This is a genomic window from Arhodomonas sp. KWT, assembly GCF_010993615.1.
The window spans coordinates 1-614 of sequence record NZ_WNXE01000980.1 but is presented as its reverse complement, the minus strand read 5'-3'; the positions used below and the strand labels follow the sequence as shown (position 1 = coordinate 614).

The 614-nt window shown below is 73.1% G+C and carries 1 protein-coding gene; it reads right to left on the bottom strand.

The genetic code is table 11. The annotated features are described in order from the left end of the window. A partial coding sequence (locus tag G7A99_RS23655; RefSeq protein ID WP_205600042.1) for a cobaltochelatase subunit CobN occupies positions 1–614 on the bottom strand: 614 nt, incomplete at both ends.

Here is a 614-nt window from a genome sequence, read left to right as displayed (position 1 = left end):
AGGAGGTTGCCGTTCAGGCCGTGGAAATTGCGCCCGGTGGGCAGGACGTCGGGGCTGCGGATGGGGTCGTTGCCCGGGCCCGGCGGGACGAAGTGCCCGTCGAGGGCGGCGAGCAGGGCCTCGCGCTCGTGCCGCGGGGAGGCGGTGAGCTCCGCGCGGGTGTCCGGGCCGGCATCGTCGCCCATGGACTCCAGCATCATCGACACCGCGTCGTCGTCCCACTCGCGGCCGAAGATGTGCAGCCCCTCCGGCATGAACGATTCCTGCAGCGCGGTGAGGTAGTGGCCCACCTCGTGGACCAGCAGCGCCGGGTCCAGGGTGTCCAGGTCGATGCTCTCCGTGCCGCGCTCGGCGGCGACCTGCGCAGCGAGCTCGCCGCCGAGGTCGAGCTCGTCCAGCCGGGTGCGGATGCGCCGCACGGAGCGCTCCCGGGCGGGGCTGCCCGGCTCGGCGGACTCGAAGGATTCCACCAGCTGGCGTAGCCCGAGCAGCTCGTCGTAGAGCGGCGTGGTCCGCAGCGGCGGGGTCAGGTGATCAACCATCACGGCGAGGCCGCGGCGCTTGGCCTGCAGGCCCTCGCCCACGCCGTCGACGATGTAGGGGTAGACCCCGGG